Source organism: Pantoea sp. CCBC3-3-1 (assembly GCF_007981265.1).
Lineage (GTDB): Bacteria > Pseudomonadota > Gammaproteobacteria > Enterobacterales > Enterobacteriaceae > Erwinia.
In genome coordinates this window covers 486,341-504,217 of sequence record NZ_CP034363.1, presented here as the reverse complement: position 1 = coordinate 504,217, position 17,877 = coordinate 486,341, and the positions used below count along the sequence as shown (strand labels likewise).

Genomic DNA, 17,877 nt, shown 5'->3' with positions numbered 1-17,877 from the left:
GGGTGTATCATAAACGTTTTGCCCTGTCAGGGCGAAGCCTGCCAAGCCGTGAGAGGAAGAGTGAGCAAAAACAAACTATCCAAAGGTCAGCAACGTCGCGTTAGTGCCAACCACGATCGTCGCCTGAAACAGCGCGCCGACAAGCCAGAACCCGATGACAGCCTGTTTGGCGAGGCACGGGACGGCGTGGTGATCAGCCGTTTTGGCATGCACGCCGATGTGGAAGATGCGGATGGTAGCGTTCACCGCTGTAATATCCGCCGCACAATTCGTTCGTTGGTGACAGGCGATCGCGTACTGTGGCGACCAGGCGTTCAGGGCGGCGCGACCGTCAAAGGCATTGTCGAAGCGGTGCATGAGCGCACGTCGGTACTGACTCGCCCCGATTTTTACGACGGCGTGAAGCCAATCGCGGCAAATATCAACCAAATCGTTATTGTTTCCGCCATTTTGCCTGAGCTTTCGCTGAATATTATCGATCGCTACCTGGTGGCGAGCGAAACGCTGGATGTTGAGCCGCTGCTGGTTCTCAACAAAACGGATCTGCTGGATGAAGAAGGCCAGGCGTTTGTTGATGAGCAAATGGCGATTTATCGAAAAATCGGTTATCGCGTGGTGATGGTTTCCAGCCAGCGCAAGCAGGGTCTGGCTGACCTGGAGGCCGCGTTAATCGATCGAATCAGCATTTTTGCCGGTCAGTCTGGCGTGGGTAAATCGAGCTTGCTTAATGCCCTGCTGGGCCTTGAGCTGAGCGCCAATGAGATCCTGACCAACGACGTCTCGGACGTTTCGGGTCTTGGCCAGCATACGACCACCGCAGCCCGCCTTTACCATTTCCCAACCGGCGGCGATATTATCGATTCCCCGGGGGTCCGTGAATTTGGTTTGTGGCATCTGGAGCCGGAACAAATCACCCGTGGATTTGTCGAATTCCGTAAGTTTTTAGGTTACTGCAAATTCCGCGACTGCAAACATGATACCGATCCGGGCTGCGCGATCCGCGAAGCCGTAGAACAAGGTGAGATCGATGTTACCCGTTTTGAGAGCTATCACCGCATCCTGGACAGCATGTCAGATATGCAGCTCAAAATGCGTCGCAGCTTTTCTGAAAACAATGACTAACCGTTGCCGCCCCGCTTTGTGGGCGGCATAGCTTGCATAGCCGTGCACTGCTACACTCCGCACCCCTAATTTTGATCTGAAAGCCAGGAGGCTACTGTGTTGGATCGTCTTAAACTCGGCCTGAACGCCATTTTACCTAAGAAAGGCCTGACCGAACTGGCTGGCTGGGGCGCCAGCAAGCGCGCAGGCTGGCTGACTAAAGCCGTTATCGACGTTTTTGTCTGGTTCTACAAAGTCGATATGAAAGAGGCGCAGAAGCCGGATACCGCCAGCTACCGTACCTTTAACGATTTCTTCGTGCGTCCACTGCGCGACGATGCCCGTCCGATTGAAAAAGATCCTAACCTGCTGGTGCTGCCAGCCGATGGCGCAATCAGTCAGCTTGGCCATATAGAAGGCGATCAAATCTTCCAGGCGAAAGGCCATACCTATTCGCTGGAAGCGTTGCTGGCAGGGAATGCGGCGATGAGCGAGATGTTCCGTGACGGTGAGTTTGTGACCACCTATCTGGCACCACGCGACTATCACCGCGTGCATATGCCTTGTAACGGTATTCTGCGTGAAATGATTTACGTGCCGGGCGACCTCTATTCGGTCAACCCGCTAACGGCACAAAATATCCCTAACCTGTTTGCCCGTAACGAGCGTGTTATTTGCCTGTTTGATACCGAGTTTGGCCCAATGGCGCAAATTCTGGTGGGCGCAACTATCGTTGGCAGCATTGAAACCAGCTGGGCCGGTACTATTACGCCACCGCGTGAAGGCGTGATTAAGCGCTGGAGCTGGCCGGGCGCGGATGCAGAGGGTTCGGTTGTGCTGTTAAAAGGGCAGGAAATGGGCCGCTTTAAGCTGGGTTCAACGGTGATCAATCTGTTTGCATCAGGCCAGGTCAAACTGGCAGAAAGCCTGACGCCGGAAACGAAAACGCGTCTGGGTCAGACGCTGGCCATTGCACTGCAAAAAACCAGTGCAGAAGAAGTTTTACATCATCCATAGTAGATAAGCATGTTACGCCTGATTATACCTTTCTTACTGGGCTGGGCTTTGCTCCAGCCCACCTGGGCCGCCAGCGCACCGGATACCGCGCAGATCAAACAGGCCCTTGACGCGGCGAAGTCGGATAAAGATACGCCGAATCAGGCGGAAACTATAGATGCTCTACAAACCACGCTGAACTGGCTGGATGAGCAGCAGAAGTCGCTGAACAACACCCGTGATTATCAGCAAATCATTGATGATTTTCCGCAGATCTCGCGCGAGCTTCGCCAGCAGATGGCTGCGCTGGCTGACAATCCTAAAACCGTTCGCAGCACCATGACGGCCGCAGAGCTGGATCAGGAAATCCTTCAGGTTAGCAGCCAGCTGCTGGAAGAAGGCCGTCAGTCTCAGCAGGAGCAGGATCGGGCCAGAGAAATCAGCGATTCGCTTGCTCAGCTTCCCCAGCAGCAGACCGATGCACGACGTGCCTTAAATGAAATCGAACGTCGTCTGCAAGGTCAACCTTCGCCCGCGACTCCGCTGGCTCAGGCACAGCTTTCTGCCAACAACCGTCAGGAGCTGGCACGGATGCGTGGCGAAATCCACCAGCGCAAGGCAGGCCAGCTTGATGCTTATCTTCAGGAATTACGTAATCAGCTGAACAGTCGCCGTCAACACGAGGCGGAGCAGGCGCTGGAGAAAACCGAGCAGCTGGCGGAAAACAGCGGCGAACTGCCGCTGAACATCAGCAAACAGTTTCGCGTCAACCGTGAACTCTCTGCCGCGCTGAACCAGCAGGCTCAACGCATGGATCTGGTCGCTTCACAGCAGCGTACGGCGGTCAACCAGACGATTCAGGTTCGTCAGGCGCTGAGTACCATACGTGAACAGTCGCAGTGGCTGGGCGTGTCTAACGTACTGGGCGAAGCTTTACGGGCTCAGGTCGCCCGCCTGCCGGAAATGCCAAAGCCTCAGCAGCTGGATAGCGAAATGGGTCAGTTGCGGGTACAACGCCTGCATTATGAGGATCTGCTTGAACATCAGCAGCAGCTGCGTCAAATCAGGCAGGATGACGGTACGCCGTTAACGGCCGATCAGCGTAAAATTCTGGAAGCTCAGCTCAAAACGCAGCGGGAGCTGATCGGTTCTTTGCTTTCAGGCAGCGATAATCTGATCCTCGAAGTGACCAAGCTGAAGGTTGCCAACGGCCAGCTCGAAGATGCGCTGAAAGAAGTCAAAGAGGCGACTCACCGCTATCTGTTCTGGACGGCAGATGTCAGCGCGCTGCATCTCAGTTTCCCGCTCGATCTGGTGCGCGATCTGAAAAGCCTGCTGTCATTGGATACGCTGGGGCAAATGGCCGGCGCGCTGGTCATGATGTTTACCAGCCGTGAAACCGTGTTGCCGATTCTTGGTGCCCTGCTGCTGGTGGGTTTCAGCCTCAGTTCTCGTCGTCATTACCGTGATTTTCTTAATCGTTCGGCCAGCAAGGTGGGCAAGGTCACGCAGGATCGTTTCGGCCTGACGGTTCGTACCGTCTTCTGGTCAATTCTGGTCGCCCTGCCGCTGCCCGTATTGTGGATGGCGCTGGGCTACGGTCTTCAGCACGCCTGGCCTTATCCCATTGCTGTGGCGATTGGCGATGGCGTCACCGCGACCGTGCCGCTGCTCTGGGCCTTTATGATCAGTGCCGGATTCGCTCGCTCCAAAGGTCTGTTTATCGTCCATTTTCGCTGGCAACAGAATCGGGTCGCGCGCGCAATGCGTTTTTATTCCCTGTGTATCGGCTTTGTCGTGCCGCTGATTATGCTGCTAATCGGCTTCGATAATCTTGACGATCGGCAGTTTTCAGCCACCCTGGGAAGGCTCTGCTTTATCCTGATTTGCGGTGCGCTGAGCCTTGTTACGGTGAGCCTGAAACGCGCGGGCATTCCGCTTTATCTCGATAAAGAAGGCAATGGCGAAAACTTTGTCACGAATCTTTTATGGAACCTGATGATCGGCATTCCGCTGATTGCCGCGCTGGCTTCCTGCATTGGTTATCTGGCGACTTCTCAGGCACTGCTGGCAAGGGTGGAAACCTCACTGGCTATCTGGTTCCTGCTGCTGGTCATCTACCATATTATCCGCCGCTGGATGCTGATCCAGCGCCGTCGCATCGCTTTTGATCGTGCCCGCAACCGGCGTGCCGATATCCTTGCACAACGTGCTAAAGGTGAAGAAGACGCTACGGCCACGCAAAACAACTCGGAAGCGCAGGAAGTTGACGAACCGGTTATCGATCTGGATGCCATCAGCGCCCAGTCGCTGCGGCTGGTGCGTTCTATCCTGACGCTTATTGCGCTGGTTTCGGTGATTGTGCTGTGGTCGGAAATCCACTCGGCCTTTGGCTTCCTGGAAAACATCAGGCTGTGGGATGCCAGCACCACGGTGCAGGGCGTGGAGAGCCTGCAGCCAATTACGCTCGGATCGGTACTGATTGCTATTTTAGTGCTGATTATCACCACGCAGCTGGTGCGAAACATGCCCGCGCTGTTGGAGCTGGCGCTGCTTCAGCATTTAAATCTGACCCCCGGCACCGGCTATGCCATCACCACGCTGACGAAATACACGCTGATCCTGGTCGGCGGACTGGCCGGTTTTTCCATGATTGGCGTCGACTGGTCAAAACTACAATGGCTGGTCGCCGCGCTGGGTGTGGGATTAGGTTTTGGCTTGCAGGAGATCTTCGCTAACTTTATCTCTGGCCTGATTATTCTGTTCGAAAAGCCGATTCGTATTGGCGATACCGTGACGATCCGCGATTTGACGGGCAGCATCACCCGAATCAACACGCGTGCCACCACGATTACTGACTGGGATCGCAAAGAGATCATCGTGCCGAACAAGGCCTTTATCACCGAGCAGTTTATTAACTGGTCACTGTCAGATTCGGTCACGCGCGTCGTACTGACGATTCCGGCAGCGGCAGAAGCCAATAGTGAAGAAGTCACCAACGTGCTGTTAGCCGCGGCAAAACGCTGTCAGTACGTGTTGGAAACCCCACAACCGGAAGCCTATCTGGTCGATCTGCAACAGGGCATCCAGCTCTTTGAGCTGCGTATTCACGCCGCAGAAATGGGCCATCGCATGCCGTTGCGTCATGAACTGCATCAGCAGATCCTGCGCGGTTATCAGGAGCACGGTTTGGAAATGCCTTTCCCACCGTTCCAGGTCCGGATGGAAACGTTGGGCCGAAAAACACCCGCTGGCAATGGCGCGCCTGCGGCACGGACCTATAAGTCTGGGGGATTGTAAGCAGCAGGCTCAGGAGCAGCAGTATGGGTTCCTGAGCCTGTCGGCGGCCAGGCTGATGGGAATCAGCAGCGTCCAACCGGGAAAGCAATCACTTCACTCAGCGCTGACGCGTTCAGCGCCAGCATCACAATGCGATCTACGCCAAGCGCCACGCCAGAACAATCCGGCATGCCATGAGCCAATGCATCCAGCAGATAAGTATCAATCGGCTGCTGTGGCAGGCCACGAGCGGCGCGCTTACGGTTATCCTGTTCAAAGCGCTGGCGCTGTTCGCGGCTGTCAGTCAGTTCGCGGAAACCATTAGCCAGCTCAATCCCTTTGAAATACACCTCAAAACGCTCGGCCACCCGGTGATCTTCGGTGCTGATCTCGGCTAGCGCGGCCTGACTGGCCGGGAAGTGATACACGAAGGCCGGCTTATCTTTACCAATCAGCGGCTCCACGCCCACCACGAACAGCAGCTGTAACAGCGTGTCGCGATCTTCTTCCCGGTTCGCCAGATCGCCGACGCCCAGTTTATCCGCCGCTTCACGCAACTGAGCTTTGTCCGCAGAGAGCGGGTCTATCTCCAGATGGCGGATAAAGGCCTGCTGATAAGAGAGCGTTTCCGCCGCTCCGCATTCCAGCACCTGCTGTAGCAGATCGTCCACCTCATTCATCAGCCGGTACATATCATAATGTGGGCGATACCATTCCAGCATGGTGAATTCAGGGTTGTGGTGACGGCCTGCTTCTTCATTACGGAAGCTGCGACAGAGCTGGAAAATCGGGCCGCTGCCCGCAGCAAGCAGCCGCTTCATATGATATTCCGGGCTGGTCATCAGATAAAGATCCATCCCCTGGGCGGCACCAGGGCCGACGAAGCGCGTCTGAAAAGGAAACAGATGGATATCGGTCACCGTAGCCTGGCTCATCGCCGGGGTTTCGACTTCCAACACCCCACGATCGGCAAAAAAGCGCCGGATTTCCGCCATGATCGCCGCCCGTTTTAATAAATTGCTAATCGGGGCGCTGGGCTGCCAGCTGGCCGTATCGCTCATAATTTGTACTCCTAATCACACAGGGTGAAGCAGTCTACCCGACCCGGCCCGGACAAACAAACCTGCACAGATAAAATAGATGGCCCGGTTTATCTGCAAGGTGATATGCCTTTCCAGCCCGTTAAAAAAACAGCAGTCCGCAGCGCGTTTTGCTGTTTATTTCTCACTCAAATACCTGAGCATATCAAGTTTAGCCCCGATAGCCGGTTTTATACTGAGGCTCCTGAAAACTGAGGAATCCCCTCATCCAGCCTGACAGGGAGAACACCGTGCAAACCTTTACTGCCGATCTGGTGATAGTCGGCGCAGGCGGCGCAGGAATACGTGCCGCCATCGCCGCTGCTGAAGCCAACCCCGCCCTTTCTATCGCCCTTGTTTCCAAAGTTTATCCCATGCGCAGCCACACCGTGGCGGCTGAAGGCGGGTCGGCCGCCGTGAGCCAGGCCCATGACAGCTTCGACCTCCACTTTCATGACACCGTTTCCGGCGGTGACTGGCTGTGTGAGCAGGATGTGGTGGATTACTTCGTTCAGCATTGTCCGCAGGAGATGGCGCAGCTTGAAATCTGGGGCTGTCCCTGGAGTCGGCGTCAGGACGGATCCGTCAACGTACGTCGTTTTGGTGGCATGAAGATCGAACGTACCTGGTTCGCTGCGGATAAAACCGGCTTTCATATGCTGCATACGCTGTTCCAGACGTCGCTGAAATATCCGCAGATAACCCGTTTCGATGAGCATTTTGTGCTTGATCTGCTGGTCGATGACGGCGAAGCGCGCGGCCTGATTGCGATGAATATGATGGAAGGCACGCTTATTCAGATTCAGGCCAGTGCAGTCGTGCTGGCAACCGGAGGCGCGGGTCGGGTTTATCGTTATAACACCAACGGCGGGATTGTTACCGGAGATGGTATGGGAATGGTGCTGCGCCATGGCGTTCCGCTGCGGGATATGGAGTTCGTTCAGTATCACCCTACCGGCCTGCCAGGTTCCGGCATTTTGATGACGGAAGGCTGTAGGGGCGAAGGCGGCATTATGGTGAATAAAGATGGCTACCGCTATTTGCAGGACTACGGTATGGGGCCGGAAACGCCACTCGGCCAGCCGAAAAATAAATATATGGAGCTGGGGCCGCGCGATAAGGTTTCACAAGCATTCTGGCATGAGTCACAAAAAGGCCGCACCATTCATACACCGCGTGGCGAAGTTGTGCATCTGGACCTACGGCATCTGGGTGAGAAAAAGCTGCTGGAGCGGCTGCCGTTTATCTGTGAATTAAGTAAGGCTTACGTCGGCGTCGATCCTGTCACCACGCCCATCCCCATTCGGCCTACGGCGCATTACACCATGGGCGGTATCGAGACTAACGCAGAGTGTGAAACGCGTATCCGTGGGCTGTTTGCCGTGGGGGAATGCTCATCGGTCGGCCTGCACGGCGCTAACCGGCTCGGATCTAATTCGCTGGCAGAACTGGTAGTTTTTGGCCGGCTCGCAGGCGAAAACGCGGCCGCGCGCGCGCTGGAAAACCGTAAAAAACCCGCTTCGCTATTGGATGCTCAGGCGCGTGATTGTGAACAACGGCTGAAAGCGCTGGTTAATCAGCAGGGAGAAGAAAGCTGGTCAACGCTGCGCGATGAAATGGGCATGACTATGGAAGAAGGCTGCGGCATCTACCGCACACCGGAACTGATGCAAACCACCATGGATAAACTGGCAGAGCTGAAAGAGCGCTTTAAACGCGTGCGCATCAGCGATACCTCCAGCGTTTTCAATACCCAACTGCTTTACAGCATTGAGCTGGCGCACGGCCTGAACGTGGCAGAATGCATGGCGCACGCGGCCTTCCAGCGAAAAGAATCGCGCGGCGCTCACCAGCGTCTGGACGAAGGTTGTACCTCAAGAGACGACGCGCACTTCCTTAAGCACTCACTCAGCTACTATCGCGAGCAGGGTGCACCGGAAATCGCCTGGGGTGAGGTGAAAATTACCCGTCTGCCGCCGGCAAAACGGGTTTATGGCGCTGAAGGCGAGACGAAGGAGGCAATCCCACATGAGTGAACTACCCCGCTGCAAAATTGAGATCCAACGTTATAATCCGGAAACGGACAGGCTACCCCGTAGCGAATTTTTTGAGGTGCCGTGGGATGAACAAACTTCGCTGTTAGATGCCTTGGGTTATATCAAAGATAATCTCGCTTACGACCTGTCGTTCCGCTGGTCCTGCCGTATGGCCATCTGTGGCTCTTGTGGAATGATGGTCGATAATATTCCCAAACTGGCCTGCAAAACCTTCCTGCGTAACTATCCAAAAGGGATGCGCGTCGAGCCGCTGGCTAATTTTCCCGTTGAACGGGATCTGATTGTCGATATGACCCGCTTTATTGAAAGCCTTGAAGCGATCAAGCCCTGGATTATCGGCAACACGCGCGCACCGCAAGACGGCCCCAACGCGCAGACCCCGGCGCAAATGGCGAAATATCACCAGTTTTCAGGCTGCATCAACTGTGGCCTTTGCTACGCCGCCTGCCCGCAGTTTGGGCTGAACCCGGAATTTATTGGCCCCGCCGCCATCACGCTGGCGCACCGCTATAACCTGGATAGCCGCGACCGGGGGAAAAAACAGCGCATGCCCCAGCTGAACGGTGAAAACGGCGTTTGGCCCTGCACCTTTGTTGGGTTCTGCTCAGAGGTTTGCCCAAAACATGTCGATCCCGCCGCCGCCATCCAGCAAAGCAAAGTGGAAAGCGCGAAAGACTTTTTGATTGCCAGTCTCAGGCCGCAATAAGGAGCGATCCGATGACCACCAAACGTAACGCTTATCATCCCCCGGTTGCCGCTAACTGGTGGCAAAAATCCGCTTTCTACCGCTTTTATATGCTGCGTGAAGCGACGGCCATCCCGGCACTGTGGTTTAGCCTGGAATTAATCTTTGGCCTGTTTGCGCTTAAAAACGGCGCGGAAAGCTGGGCCAGTTTCGTCGCTTTTTTACAGCATCCTGTAGTGCTGTTACTGAATGTCCTGGCGCTGGCAGCCTCGCTGCTGCACAGCAAAACCTGGTTTGAACTGGCACCCAAAGCCTCGGTTATCGTTATTGGGGATAAAAAGCTGTCGCCCGCGCCGGTTATCAAAGGGTTATGGGTTGTCATGATTCTGGTCAGCCTTGCACTCCTGGCCGCGTTTTTTCTTTTACAGAGGTAACTATGCAAACGAAAAATACTCGCTCTGACGAACCGATTTTTTGGTCGCTTTTTGGCGCGGGCGGCATGTGGGCGGCAATCGTCTCGCCGGTTGTTGTGCTGCTTACAGGTATTTTACTGCCGCTGAGCGTGGGCAAATCATCCGCTTTTAGTTTTGAGCATCTGCAAAGCCTTGCACAGTCTTTGACTGGCCGTGGCTTTTTGTTTCTGGCGATTGTGATGCCCATCTGGTGCGCGCTTCACCGGCTCCATCATGGCATGCACGATTTGAAACTGCATATTCCAGCCAGTAAGTGGGTTTTTTACGGCTTCGCCGCGATCCTGACCGTGGTTACGGCTATCGGCATTCTAACCTTGTGACAGTCGGTTATTATCAGGCGGCAATATGCCGCCTGCGCAAAACGCGCCTATACTTAAGCTGTTCAAACGAAAAGGAATCGCTTATGTCTCTCTGGAAAATGCTGGCCGCAGGTGCCGGCGCCCTTCTCTCCGTCGCCTGTAGCACTACGCCGCCGAAAGGCGTCACGCCCATCGAAGGCTTTAACGCCGATCTTTATTTAGGCAGCTGGTACGAAATCGCCAGGCTGGATCACCGCTTCGAACGCGGCCTCGATCATGTAACAGCAACCTATAGCAAACGTGACGACGGTGGCCTTAAGGTCGTCAATCGTGGTTTCAACGTGAAGAAACAGCGCTGGCAGGAAAGTATCGGTAAAGCGTACTTTACGGGGTCGCCAAGCCAGGCGGCACTGAAAGTCTCGTTCTTCGGCCCTTTCTACGGTGGGTATAACGTTATTGCGTTAGACAACGCTTATCAGCACGCGCTGATATGTGGCCCGAACCGTGATTATCTGTGGATCCTGTCGCGGACGCCGCAGATCGATAACAGCGTGAAAGAGGAATTGACGGCGAAAGCCCGTCAGGCGGGGTTTGATGTCACTAAGCTGATTTGGGTAAAACAGACGTGATCAGGGCCGGTGCCAGAGCACCGGCACACCGTTTACTGAGCGCTTCTTTGAATTGCCTGGCCGCCGGCTGACACGTCTTCACCTACGCCACGCGTGGTGTTACAGGCGGTAAGCACGGATGAAAGCACCAGAACAGAAAGGATTGAGACAATACTTTTCTTTAACATAACCATGTCCTTTTTAGTAGAAGTAAAGTACAGCGTTTTAAGCATAGCCGTAATTCAGCCGGATGCTTCTGCAACCTTACTCAGGACATCGTAAAGAAAGAAAAATTAGCTGGCTGCGTGTGAAATTGCGCCGCCCAGGTGCTGGACGTCTTCACCAAAACCGTGAAACGTATTGCAGGCGCTCAGTGAGCTGGTCATTAATAAGGCAACAGCAATGAGCTTAACCCAGTTAATCATTTACTCAGGCTCCATCAGGGAACAGGGCCTGAAACCAGGCCCATAAGTGGTTATTTTACGCGAGAAACGTATTCACCCGAACGGGTATCCACTTTGATCACTTCGCCGATCTGTACGAACAACGGAACTTTAACCACGGCACCGGTAGACAGCGTTGCTGGCTTGCCGCCGGTTCCTGCGGTATCACCTTTCAGGCCTGGATCGGTATCAACGATTTCCAGCTCAACAAAGTTTGGCGGTAACACCTGAATCGGTTTGCCGTTCCACAGCGTCACGATACACTCTGCATTATCCAGCAGCCATTTCGCTGCATCACCCACGGTTTTCTCTTCAACAGGGTGCTGTTCAAAAGTTTCCGGATGCATGAAGTGGTAGAACTCACCGTCGTTGTACAGGTAGTTCAGGTTAGTATCTACTACGTCAGCACCTTCAGCAGAATCGGTAGATTTGAAGGTTTTCTCAACACGGGTACCGGTCAGCAGACGGCGCATTTTAACGCGTGCGAAAGCCTGGCCTTTACCTGGTTTAACGAACTCGCTGGATTCGATAGCGTAAGGTTCGCCTTCGAACATGATTTTAAGACCGGGACGGAAATCGTTGCTAGAATAAGTCGCCATAAAGGCCCTCTACAATTTAATACTGGTACTTAGCCAAAAAAATGGCACACATTGTAACCCTAAATAACCCTTCGCGAGAAGAATGGTTGCATCAACTTGCAGATGTAATCACCGATCCAAATGAATTACTGCAACTTTTAGGCCTCGATTCGCACCCGGCGCTGGCGGCGGGCGCTGAAGCTCGTCGTCTTTTTGCCCTGCGCGTGCCCAGAGCCTTTGCGTCCAGAATGCAAAAAGGCGATCCGCAAGATCCGCTCCTGCTACAGGTCATCACCCAAAGCCAGGAATTTGTTGATGCACCGGGTTACAGTACCGATCCGCTTGATGAGCAGAGCAGCGTTGTGCCGGGTCTGTTACATAAATATCGTAATCGCGCGCTGCTGTTAGTCAAAGGTGGCTGCGCCGTCAATTGCCGCTACTGTTTCCGCCGCCATTTTCCTTACTCTGATAATCAGGGCAACAAGCGCAACTGGCAGCAGGCCCTGGAGTATATCCGACAGCAGCCAGAACTGGATGAGATTATTTTCTCTGGTGGCGACCCATTGATGGCAAAAGACAGCGAACTGGACTGGCTGATTAGCGAACTGGAACAGATCCCGCATCTGAAACGTCTGCGCATCCACAGCCGTTTGCCAGTTGTAATCCCTGCGAGGATCACCTCCGCGCTCTGCCAGCGTCTGGCGCAATCGCGTCTGCAAACGCTGCTAGTCACGCACATCAACCATGCTCAGGAAATTGGCGACGAGCTGCGAGAGGCCATGCAGCAGCTAAAACGCGCCGGCGTCACGTTGTTAAACCAGAGCGTCTTGCTGCGCGGAATCAATGATAATGCGGTGACGTTGGCTGCGTTGAGTAATGCGCTGTTTGATGCGGGGATTCTGCCTTACTACCTGCACGTGTTGGATAAGGTTCAGGGTGCAGCCCATTTCTATGTCTCTGATGAGCAGGCCAGAGCGATAGTTCGGGAGCTATTGCGTCGGGTTTCCGGCTATATGGTGCCAAAGCTGGCAAGAGAAATTGGGGGCGAGCCAAGCAAAACGCCGCTGGATTTGCAGCTGCGTCAGGAATAGCGATCGTTTGCCGTGGCTGGTCCCGCAGGCCCTGTAATCCTGATGATACCAGGGTGAGAAAACATCTGAGGTAAAAGCAGGCATACAGGGAGGATTATCCTCCGCTGTATGCCGGGCGAGCTGGCTGATGAACAATGCTTTCAGCCGGCGGTCAGGACACTATCATTTTTCGTTTTTATGCCTGCGGGCACTTGTAAACCTGACCGCTCATCTTGCTGTCCAGCGGTGCCAGACTTGACCAGATATTCTGGGTCGGGCTGGTTGCGCCATAAATAACATTGCCGCCCATTTCTGCGGCGCGATTGCGCAGATCGTTTGCTGCACCACGCAGCGAACTGCTTTCGCCGCCGCCTGCTCCGCTGAACCAGTTACTCTGTGAACCCGTGAGGTTCCCCAGCAGCTGGCACTGGCTGGCGGGTTGTTGGTCGGTAAAAGTCACTCGTTCACCCGCCGAACTGAGCGTTGTCGAGGTGCTACAGCCCACCAGCAGCGTTGCCGCTACAGAAAGTCCCAGCAAGACGTTAATCCGCATTTTAATCCCCATTATTGTCATCAGAGCTATCCCTGATCGTACCGAAAGTCCAGGTAAACCTCTCAACATCTGCTGCCGGGCAGCCGAAAAAATGTTTTCCCGGTGAGTTCTTGCGCCCTTACTTATACTATTTTCCCCCAAAAAAGAAAAACCCCCTGTCAGAGACAGAGGGTTTTCTTTCAAACGGTGGGGGGGATTACATCATGCCGCCCATACCACCCATGCCGCCCATGCCGCCGCCAGCGCCTAAGTCTGGAGCGTCGCCTTTCGGCAGGTCAGTCACCATACATTCGGTAGTGATCATCAGGCCAGCAACGGATGCCGCGTACTGCAGAGCAGAACGGGTCACTTTAGTTGGGTCCAGGATACCGAAGTCGATCATGTTGCCGTACTCTTCGGTCTGCGCGTTGTAACCGTAGTTACCTTCGCCAGCTTTCACCATGTTGGCCACTACAGAAGGCTCTTCACCGGCGTTAGAAACGATCTGACGCAGTGGAGATTCCATCGCGCGCAGCGCAACTTTGATGCCCACGTTCTGGTCTTCGTTCTGACCAGTCAGGCCAGCCAGTACCGCAGCAACGCGCACCAGCGCAACGCCACCACCAGCAACAACGCCTTCTTCTACCGCAGCACGGGTAGCGTGCAGGGCATCTTCGACGCGCGCTTTTTTCTCTTTCATCTCAACTTCAGTTGCTGCGCCCACTTTCAGTACGGCTACGCCGCCTGCCAGTTTAGCGACGCGCTCCTGCAGTTTTTCACGATCGTAATCAGACGTTGCTTCTTCAATCTGCTGACGGATCTGAGTCACACGGCCAGAGATAGTGGCTTCTTCACCCACGCCATCGATGATGGTGGTGGTGTCTTTGTTGATCACAACGCGTTTCGCCTGGCCCAGGTCTTCCAGCGTTGATTTTTCCAGCTCCATACCGATCTCTTCAGAGATAACGGTACCACCGGTCAGAACCGCGATGTCCTGTAGCATAGCTTTACGACGGTCGCCGAAGCCAGGTGCTTTAACCGCAGCCACTTTAACGATGCCGCGCATGGTGTTCACCACCAGGGTCGCCAGCGCTTCGCCTTCAACATCTTCAGCGATGATCAGCAGTGGTTTGCCTGCTTTCGCAACGGCTTCCAGCACTGGCAGCATTTCACGGATGTTGGAGATTTTTTTGTCAGCCAGCAGGATGAATGGTGATTCCAGCTCTACTGCGCCCGTTTCTGGCTTGTTGATGAAGTAAGGAGACAGGTAGCCGCGATCGAACTGCATACCTTCAACCACGTCCAGCTCGTCCTGCAGGCCGGTGCCTTCTTCAACGGTGATTACGCCTTCTTTGCCGACTTTTTCCATTGCCTGAGCAATCAGTTCGCCCACGGTTTCATCGGAGTTAGCAGAGATGGTACCAACCTGAGCGATAGCTTTAGAGTCGGAGCAAGGAACGGAGAGTTTTTTCAGTTCTTCAACCGCAGCGATAACCGCCTGGTCGATACCGCGCTTCAGATCCATCGGGTTCATGCCCGCCGCGACGGCTTTCAGGCCTTCGGTGATGATGGACTGTGCCAGTACGGTCGCAGTAGTCGTACCGTCACCCGCAGCGTCGTTCGCTTTAGAGGCAACTTCTTTAACCATCTGCGCGCCCATGTTTTCGAACTTGTCTTCCAGCTCGATTTCACGTGCAACGGAAACGCCGTCTTTAGTGATGGTCGGTGCGCCGAAAGATTTATCCAGCACTACGTTACGGCCTTTTGGACCCAGAGTCACTTTAACTGCATCTGCCAGTACGTTCACGCCACGCAGCATTTTTACGCGTGCGTCATTACCGAATTTTACGTCTTTAGCTGCCATTATCAATATCCCTTAAATTCGTTTCGTTCAGTGAGTTACGCGTAATTACGCTTCAACAATTGCCAGAATGTCGCTTTCAGAAATGATCAGCACTTCCTGGTTGTCGATTTTCTCAGTTTTCGCACCGTAGCCTTCGCTGAAAATAACCAGGTCGCCCACTTTAACGTCCAGTGGTTTCACTTCGCCATTTTCCAGGATACGGCCATTGCCAACAGCCAGCACTTCGCCGCGGGTAGATTTCCCAGCTGCGGAGCCGGTCAGAACGATGCCACCAGCTGATTTAGATTCCACTTCTTTACGCTTGACGATAACACGGTCGTGCAATGGACGAATTTTCATTGATAGCTCTCCTTTGAGAAGTCCAATCAGTCTTTTTGGGATGAACGCCGGGCGTCAGGCGCCGGGCTCGTGACGGAAGAGATAGGGACAGCCAGTAGAGCTTTCAAGGGGGAAAAAATAAAAAATTCTCTTCTGCGTAAAAAACAGACAAATAAGCGCCGCCGTTATAACTAAAAAAGTAAAAAGGCGCTCTGAGCGCCTTTATCTTCACTATTCAGTTATATGCAAAAATCAGCGATCGTCGGGGCGGTCGTCGTGCTCGATGAGCTTTGAGCCTTTACGTTCATATTCGCCATCAACGGTAACGCCGCTATCCGGGCCTGCACCCGGGCCACGCCACACACGGATATGCGGCATCAGCTTGAGCATCAGGTACTTTTGCACAGGCGGTAAAAGTAGCAGCAGTCCAAGAAAATCGGTGAAAAAGCCAGGCAACAGCAGCAAAAAGCCTGCCGGGATCAACGAGACGCTTTTCATCATCTCAGCGGCCGGGCTTTCTCCCGCCGCCATTTTCTGCTGGATGGACATGAAATTTTTCATTCCCTGGTTTTTCACCAGCGAGATGCCAATGCAGGAAGTGAACACCACCAGCAGCAGCGTCAGCAAGACACCGAGCACGTGGGCAACCTGAATAAAGAGGCTAATCTCAATCCATGCAAGAATAAATAGTACTAAAAACGGTAACCAACGCACCGCACTCTCCTGTCTGTCCGGGCCATCCCGCCGCAAGCGTGAAGGCGTAAAAGGGATCAAAAAACGATCGTATCTGTTTGAAATGGGCGCCGCGTCAGGGCTTTTCAACGCTGGCTTAGTAAATTCGTGTAAACCCGCAGGGCCAGGCAGGATACGCTACAGTTAACGCCATGATAAAGAAACCGTAATTTTTCGCGATCCGCCTCCAGGAGTTGGTCGATAAGCTGAATATAATCGTGCTCAGCCACACGCAAACCGCTACCATATTGTCCGGGCTCTATACGACCAATTTCCCCTTTGATAATGATAATCCTGCAGCACTTACAAGAAGGTTCTCATGGCAAATAACATTCGTATCGAAGAAGACCTGTTAGGCATGCGCGAAGTCCCGGCCGATGCTTATTATGGTGTTCATACTCTACGTGCGATTGAAAATTTTTATATCAGTAACAGCAAGATCAGCGACATTCCAGAGTTTGTTCGCGGCATGGTGATGGTAAAAAAAGCAGCGGCAATGGCGAATAAAGAGCTGCAAACCATTCCACGCAACATTGCTAATGTGATTATTCAGGCCTGCGACGAAGTGCTGAACAACGGCAAATGCATGGACCAGTTTCCGGTAGATGTCTATCAGGGTGGTGCAGGCACGTCGGTGAACATGAATACCAATGAAGTTCTGGCCAATATCGGTCTGGAGCTGATGGGTCATCAGAAAGGGGATTATCAGTTCCTTAATCCTAACGATCACGTTAATAAATGCCAGTCCACTAACGATGCCTACCCTACGGGTTTTCGTATTGCCGTTTACACCTCGATTTTGAAGCTGTTGGATGCCATCGGACAGCTGAGTGAAGGCTTTGAGCGGAAAGCGGCCGAGTTCTCTTCCGTGCTGAAGATGGGCCGTACGCAGTTACAAGATGCCGTGCCTATGACGCTGGGGCAGGAATTCCATGCCTTTAACGTGCTGCTTAATGAAGAGATTAAAAACCTTCTGCGTACCGGTGAGCTGCTGCTGGAGGTGAATCTTGGCGCAACGGCTATCGGTACGCGCCTGAATACGCCAGAAGGTTATCAGCATCTGGCCGTGAAAAAGCTGGCGGAAGTCAGCAACCTGCCTTGCGTACCGGCGGAAGATCTTATTGAAGCGACGTCAGACTGCGGTGCCTATGTGATGGTGCACAGCGCGCTTAAGCGCCTGGCTGTTAAGCTGTCGAAAATCTGTAACGATTTGCGCCTGCTCTCTTCAGGTCCGCGAGCGGGTTTAAATGAAATTAACCTGCCGGAACTTCAGGCCGGTTCCTCAATTATGCCTGCCAAGGTCAACCCGGTCGTGCCTGAAGTTGTGAATCAGGTCTGCTTTAAGGTCATCGGCAATGACGTTACGGTGACTATGGCCTCTGAAGCTGGCCAGCTGCAGCTGAACGTTATGGAACCTGTGATTGGCCAGGCACTGTTCGAGTCGGTTCATATCCTGACTAACGCCTGCTCTAACCTGCTGGAAAAATGCGTCAACGGGATTACGGCAAACAAAGCCGTTTGTGAAGCTTACGTGTTTAACTCTATTGGTATCGTCACTTACCTGAACCCTTATATTGGGCACCATAACGGCGATATCGTCGGTAAAATTTGTGCTGAAACGGGTAAAAGCGTTCGGGAAGTGGTGCTGGAACGTGGGCTGCTGACCGAAGCGGAACTGGACGATATTTTCTCAACCCAGAACCTGATGTATCCGGTTTATAAAGCCAAACGCTATACCGATGACAATGAGTAATATGCACCGG

The 17,877-nt window shown here is 53.7% G+C and carries 18 protein-coding genes; 10 read left to right on the top strand and 8 right to left on the bottom strand.

Annotated elements, in window-relative coordinates; genetic code table 11:
• Window positions 1-60 precede the first annotated feature (60 nt).
• The 3 genes from rsgA to mscM all read left to right on the top strand — a co-directional run bounded on the left by rsgA (window position 61) and on the right by mscM (window position 5,397).
• A complete protein-coding gene (rsgA, locus tag EHV07_RS02150) occupies window positions 61-1,122 on the top strand; it encodes a small ribosomal subunit biogenesis GTPase RsgA (RefSeq protein WP_147194466.1) in 1,062 nt (353 codons plus the stop codon).
• Between the two features lie 96 nt (window positions 1,123-1,218).
• Window positions 1,219-2,118, top strand: a complete 900-nt coding sequence (asd, locus tag EHV07_RS02145; protein ID WP_147194463.1) for an archaetidylserine decarboxylase — start codon at window positions 1,219-1,221, stop codon at window positions 2,116-2,118.
• 9 nt (window positions 2,119-2,127) lie between these two features.
• On the top strand, window positions 2,128-5,397 hold the full coding sequence (gene mscM, locus EHV07_RS02140) for a miniconductance mechanosensitive channel MscM (protein ID WP_147194461.1): 3,270 nt from the start codon (window positions 2,128-2,130) through the stop codon (window positions 5,395-5,397).
• Between the two features lie 62 nt (window positions 5,398-5,459).
• Here mscM and epmA read toward each other — a convergent pair whose 3' ends face one another.
• The gene (gene epmA, locus EHV07_RS02135) at window positions 5,460-6,437 is read right to left on the bottom strand and encodes an elongation factor P--(R)-beta-lysine ligase (protein ID WP_147194458.1); all 978 of its coding nucleotides are present in this window, start codon (window positions 6,435-6,437) and stop codon (window positions 5,460-5,462) included.
• A 269-nt stretch (window positions 6,438-6,706) separates the two neighbouring features.
• On the opposite strand from epmA, the gene frdA reads away from it, so the two are divergent.
• The 5 genes from frdA (at window position 6,707) to EHV07_RS02110 (ending at window position 10,598) form a co-directional block, all read left to right on the top strand.
• Window positions 6,707-8,491 carry a fumarate reductase (quinol) flavoprotein subunit gene (gene frdA, locus EHV07_RS02130; protein ID WP_147194455.1) on the top strand — a complete coding sequence of 595 codons (1,785 nt, stop codon included), beginning with the start codon at window positions 6,707-6,709 and terminating at the stop codon, window positions 8,489-8,491.
• The gene (locus EHV07_RS02125) at window positions 8,484-9,218 is read left to right on the top strand and encodes a succinate dehydrogenase/fumarate reductase iron-sulfur subunit (RefSeq protein WP_147194453.1); all 735 of its coding nucleotides are present in this window, start codon (window positions 8,484-8,486) and stop codon (window positions 9,216-9,218) included. Before frdA ends, EHV07_RS02125 begins: the two co-directional genes overlap by 8 nt.
• A gap of 11 nt (window positions 9,219-9,229) precedes the next feature.
• Window positions 9,230-9,631 carry a fumarate reductase subunit FrdC gene (gene frdC, locus EHV07_RS02120; RefSeq protein WP_147194450.1) on the top strand — a complete coding sequence of 134 codons (402 nt, stop codon included), beginning with the start codon at window positions 9,230-9,232 and terminating at the stop codon, window positions 9,629-9,631.
• 2 nt (window positions 9,632-9,633) lie between these two features.
• Window positions 9,634-9,990 carry a fumarate reductase subunit FrdD gene (gene frdD, locus EHV07_RS02115; RefSeq protein WP_147194447.1) on the top strand — a complete coding sequence of 119 codons (357 nt, stop codon included), beginning with the start codon at window positions 9,634-9,636 and terminating at the stop codon, window positions 9,988-9,990.
• 83 nt (window positions 9,991-10,073) lie between these two features.
• Window positions 10,074-10,598 (top strand): lipocalin family protein, encoded by a 525-nt coding sequence (locus EHV07_RS02110; RefSeq protein ID WP_147194444.1) that lies wholly within the window; start codon window positions 10,074-10,076, stop codon window positions 10,596-10,598.
• A 32-nt stretch (window positions 10,599-10,630) separates the two neighbouring features.
• Here the strand turns inward: EHV07_RS02110 and EHV07_RS02105 are convergent, their stop codons facing one another.
• The 3 genes from EHV07_RS02105 to efp form a co-directional block, all read right to left on the bottom strand.
• Entirely contained in the window at window positions 10,631-10,765 is a 135-nt protein-coding gene (locus EHV07_RS02105) for an entericidin A/B family lipoprotein (RefSeq protein WP_147194441.1), read from the bottom strand.
• Between the two features lie 105 nt (window positions 10,766-10,870).
• Window positions 10,871-11,002, bottom strand: coding sequence for an entericidin A/B family lipoprotein (locus EHV07_RS02100; RefSeq protein WP_147194438.1), 132 nt, complete (start codon window positions 11,000-11,002; stop codon window positions 10,871-10,873).
• Between the two features lie 50 nt (window positions 11,003-11,052).
• Window positions 11,053-11,619, bottom strand: a complete 567-nt coding sequence (gene efp / locus EHV07_RS02095) for an elongation factor P (RefSeq protein ID WP_024965921.1) — start codon at window positions 11,617-11,619, stop codon at window positions 11,053-11,055.
• A 41-nt stretch (window positions 11,620-11,660) separates the two neighbouring features.
• On the opposite strand from efp, the gene epmB reads away from it, so the two are divergent.
• On the top strand, window positions 11,661-12,689 hold the full coding sequence (gene epmB, locus EHV07_RS02090) for an EF-P beta-lysylation protein EpmB (RefSeq protein WP_147194435.1): 1,029 nt from the start codon (window positions 11,661-11,663) through the stop codon (window positions 12,687-12,689).
• Window positions 12,690-12,864: 175 nt separating this feature from the next.
• Here the strand turns inward: epmB and EHV07_RS02085 are convergent, their stop codons facing one another.
• The 4 genes from EHV07_RS02085 to EHV07_RS02070 form a co-directional block, all read right to left on the bottom strand.
• Window positions 12,865-13,221 carry a DUF4156 domain-containing protein gene (locus EHV07_RS02085; RefSeq protein WP_147194432.1) on the bottom strand — a complete coding sequence of 119 codons (357 nt, stop codon included), beginning with the start codon at window positions 13,219-13,221 and terminating at the stop codon, window positions 12,865-12,867.
• A gap of 196 nt (window positions 13,222-13,417) precedes the next feature.
• A complete protein-coding gene (gene groL / locus EHV07_RS02080) occupies window positions 13,418-15,064 on the bottom strand; it encodes a chaperonin GroEL (protein WP_147194429.1) in 1,647 nt (548 codons plus the stop codon).
• Window positions 15,065-15,109: 45 nt separating this feature from the next.
• Window positions 15,110-15,403 carry a co-chaperone GroES gene (locus EHV07_RS02075; protein ID WP_147194426.1) on the bottom strand — a complete coding sequence of 98 codons (294 nt, stop codon included), beginning with the start codon at window positions 15,401-15,403 and terminating at the stop codon, window positions 15,110-15,112.
• Between the two features lie 231 nt (window positions 15,404-15,634).
• Window positions 15,635-16,096, bottom strand: a complete 462-nt coding sequence (locus EHV07_RS02070; protein ID WP_174822348.1) for an FxsA family protein — start codon at window positions 16,094-16,096, stop codon at window positions 15,635-15,637.
• Window positions 16,097-16,433: 337 nt separating this feature from the next.
• Here EHV07_RS02070 and aspA point away from each other — a divergent pair, with 337 nt between their 5' ends.
• Window positions 16,434-17,867 carry an aspartate ammonia-lyase gene (gene aspA / locus EHV07_RS02065; RefSeq protein ID WP_147194420.1) on the top strand — a complete coding sequence of 478 codons (1,434 nt, stop codon included), beginning with the start codon at window positions 16,434-16,436 and terminating at the stop codon, window positions 17,865-17,867.
• Window positions 17,868-17,877 lie beyond the last annotated feature (10 nt).

Coding starts and splice junctions, on each gene's coding strand:
- mscM (WP_147194461.1), top strand. CDS start 2,128: ATGTTACGCCTGATTATACCTTTCTTACTGGGCTGGGCTTTGCTCCAG.
- epmA (WP_147194458.1), bottom strand. CDS start 6,437: ATGAGCGATACGGCCAGCTGGCAGCCCAGCGCCCCGATTAGCAATTTA.
- EHV07_RS02125 (WP_147194453.1), top strand. CDS start 8,484: ATGAGTGAACTACCCCGCTGCAAAATTGAGATCCAACGTTATAATCCG.
- frdC (WP_147194450.1), top strand. CDS start 9,230: ATGACCACCAAACGTAACGCTTATCATCCCCCGGTTGCCGCTAACTGG.
- frdD (WP_147194447.1), top strand. CDS start 9,634: ATGCAAACGAAAAATACTCGCTCTGACGAACCGATTTTTTGGTCGCTT.
- EHV07_RS02110 (WP_147194444.1), top strand. CDS start 10,074: ATGTCTCTCTGGAAAATGCTGGCCGCAGGTGCCGGCGCCCTTCTCTCC.
- EHV07_RS02105 (WP_147194441.1), bottom strand. CDS start 10,765: ATGTTAAAGAAAAGTATTGTCTCAATCCTTTCTGTTCTGGTGCTTTCA.
- EHV07_RS02100 (WP_147194438.1), bottom strand. CDS start 11,002: ATGATTAACTGGGTTAAGCTCATTGCTGTTGCCTTATTAATGACCAGC.
- efp (WP_024965921.1), bottom strand. CDS start 11,619: ATGGCGACTTATTCTAGCAACGATTTCCGTCCCGGTCTTAAAATCATG.
- epmB (WP_147194435.1), top strand. CDS start 11,661: ATGGCACACATTGTAACCCTAAATAACCCTTCGCGAGAAGAATGGTTG.
- EHV07_RS02085 (WP_147194432.1), bottom strand. CDS start 13,221: ATGCGGATTAACGTCTTGCTGGGACTTTCTGTAGCGGCAACGCTGCTG.
- groL (WP_147194429.1), bottom strand. CDS start 15,064: ATGGCAGCTAAAGACGTAAAATTCGGTAATGACGCACGCGTAAAAATG.
- EHV07_RS02075 (WP_147194426.1), bottom strand. CDS start 15,403: ATGAAAATTCGTCCATTGCACGACCGTGTTATCGTCAAGCGTAAAGAA.
- aspA (WP_147194420.1), top strand. CDS start 16,434: ATGGCAAATAACATTCGTATCGAAGAAGACCTGTTAGGCATGCGCGAA.